Raw genomic sequence first — 2241 nt, forward strand, 5'->3', positions numbered from 1 at the left:
GGCCTGCCGCTGGGTCGGCGGATCGAGTATGAGGGACTGCCGATCTATTTTTTCGCCCGCTTCTCGCCCCCAATTCCAGCTGTCCGCGAGTTTGCATTTTCGGGTGCGTTTACCACTTGGCTGTGGCAAAACATTACTAAATACGATTTAGTTCACGTTCATGCCTTATTCTCCTACACTTCTACCGTCGCGATGGCGATCGCCAGCATGCGGGGCGTACCCTATTTAACTACCGCACATGGTGCCCTGCGGGAATGGTCGCTCCAGCACAAGCCCCAGAAAAAGCAAGCTTATCTCCGGTTAATCGAACGCGCTAATATCGATCGTGCCGCTGCTATTCATGTTACTTGCCAACAAGAGCGCGACGAGCTAATAGCATTAGATTTCCAAGCACCGAGCTTTATCCTGCCGTTAGCGTTAACTGAGATCCCCGCTCAGATCCCTGAAGCCGCCCAACGGTTGCGACACAGCTTCAAGTGTCCCGATGACGAACCGATTATCTTGTTTCTATCGCGACTGCATTATCAAAAAGGATTGGATTATTTGATTCCCGCGCTCGGTCGCTGTCGCGATCGCCGGTTCACTTTGATCGTTGCTGGCAGTGGGACGCCAGCCTATGAGGCTGAAGTTAGAGAAATGTTAGCAACAGCCCAGATTGCCGATCGCACCCACATGGTGGGTTTTGTCGATGGCGATCGCAAAGCTCTACTATTACAAGGTGCCGATCTGTTTGCCTTAACTTCTACCTCAGAAAGCTTTGGAATGGCTGTCTTGGAAGCCTTGGTGGTCGAGACGCCAGTATTAGTGACTGCAAGTGTGGGGTTAGCAACTGTCGTCCGCGATCGCGATCTCGGCTATGTGGCTAATCTCGATATCGATGATATTACCCGATCGCTCGATGAATTTTTTAGCGATCCCAATCGCGCCCGAGCCATTGGCGCACGCGCGCGCCAATATACACTTTCCCATTACACTTGGGATAAAATTGCACCAGCTCTAATCGCAATTTATCGATCGATTATCGATCGGCAACCCTTACCACCAGCGATCGAATAACTCGCGCGGTTGGTATCTAGCTTCGTCCACATGGCCGATCGTGGTTGGGGTGATTTTGGCAATCGGCTGCTGATTTCACGTGACGATCGAAAGAGGTGCTTTGAGCTGACGAGACAAACTCGTTCCCAAACTTCCCAACCATATTTAAGATCTTAAATGCTAGCAGAAATCACCCCCCTAATTCTGACTTATAATGAAGCTCCCAATATCGATCGGACGCTGCAGCAGTTAACCTGGGCGCAAGAGATTGTGATTATAGATAGTTACAGTACCGATGAAACATTAGCGATTATTGCTAGATACCCTCAAGCCAAGGTCATTCAACATAAATTTGAATCTTTTGCCAGTCAATGTAACTTTGGCTTGTCCCAGATCGATTCAGAATGGGTACTTTCACTCGACGCTGACTATATTTTGAATCCAGCATTAATTGCTGAGATGGCCGCTCTATCCGATCGCCGTGAGATCGACGCTTATGCAATCTCTTTTAAATACTGTGTATTTGGTAAACCACTTCGGGGTACATTATATCCACCCAGAAAATCGCTATATCGAAAGCATAAAGCAGTTTATCACAACGACGGTCACGCTCATCGCGTAGCGATCGATGGGAATGTTGGTGCTCTAACTCAGTATATTTCCCATGACGATCGCAAACCTGTGACTAGATGGTTCAATGCTGAAGTTAAATATGCAGATTTAGAAGTAAAAAAACTAGTCGAAACTCCCAGTCATGAATTGAGTTTTATTGAAAAGATTCGATTAAAGAAAGTAATTGCTCCGCTGCTGGTGTTAGTTTACTGTTTGATTGTTAAAAGAGGCATCCTTGACGGCTGGCCGGGAATATATTATGCTTCTCAAAGAGTCTTAGCCGAACTTTTGCTATCAATAAAATTGCTTGAATATCAACTTTATACCTCAAAAGTAAAACACAATGATTAACTACGAGCTTTTAGAAAGTCGGGTCGATGAATACGCAGAAATTTTTCGGACGGCAAAGCCGCATCGCCATCTAGTAATTGATGATTTTTTGACTGAAGAAGTTGCTTTAAAAGCATATCAAACATTTCCGAAAATGGAAGAAATGGATCGGCTCAAGGATATGCGGCAACATAAAGCTCAAGATCCGGATATTTCTAAGTTCGATCCGATTTTTCAAGAGCTGATCTTCGAGCATATTCAATC

2 protein-coding genes and 1 pseudogene are annotated in these 2241 nt (G+C 45.9%); all 3 read left to right on the plus strand.

Features of this window, described 5'->3' with window-relative positions:
• Positions 1-1056: glycosyltransferase (locus RMO84_RS19810; protein WP_310490159.1), on the plus strand; the 1056-nt coding region annotated here is incomplete at its 5' end.
• A 156-nt stretch (positions 1057-1212) separates the two neighbouring features.
• The gene (locus tag RMO84_RS19815; protein ID WP_310490160.1) at positions 1213-1998 is read left to right on the plus strand and encodes a glycosyltransferase family 2 protein; all 786 of its coding nucleotides are present in this window, start codon (positions 1213-1215) and stop codon (positions 1996-1998) included.
• Positions 1991-2241, plus strand: a pseudogene (locus tag RMO84_RS19820) (hypothetical protein); the annotation flags it as partial. The gene RMO84_RS19815 and the pseudogene RMO84_RS19820, both read left to right, overlap by 8 nt.

This window comes from Chamaesiphon sp. VAR_69_metabat_338 (assembly GCF_031423935.1).
Classification (GTDB): Bacteria; Cyanobacteriota; Cyanobacteriia; order Cyanobacteriales; family Chamaesiphonaceae; genus Chamaesiphon.

Bases quoted from the DNA above. Each gene is read 5' to 3' on its own strand.
- RMO84_RS19815 (WP_310490160.1), top strand. From the start codon at position 1,213: ATGCTAGCAGAAATCACCCCCCTAATTCTGACTTATAATGAAGCTCCC.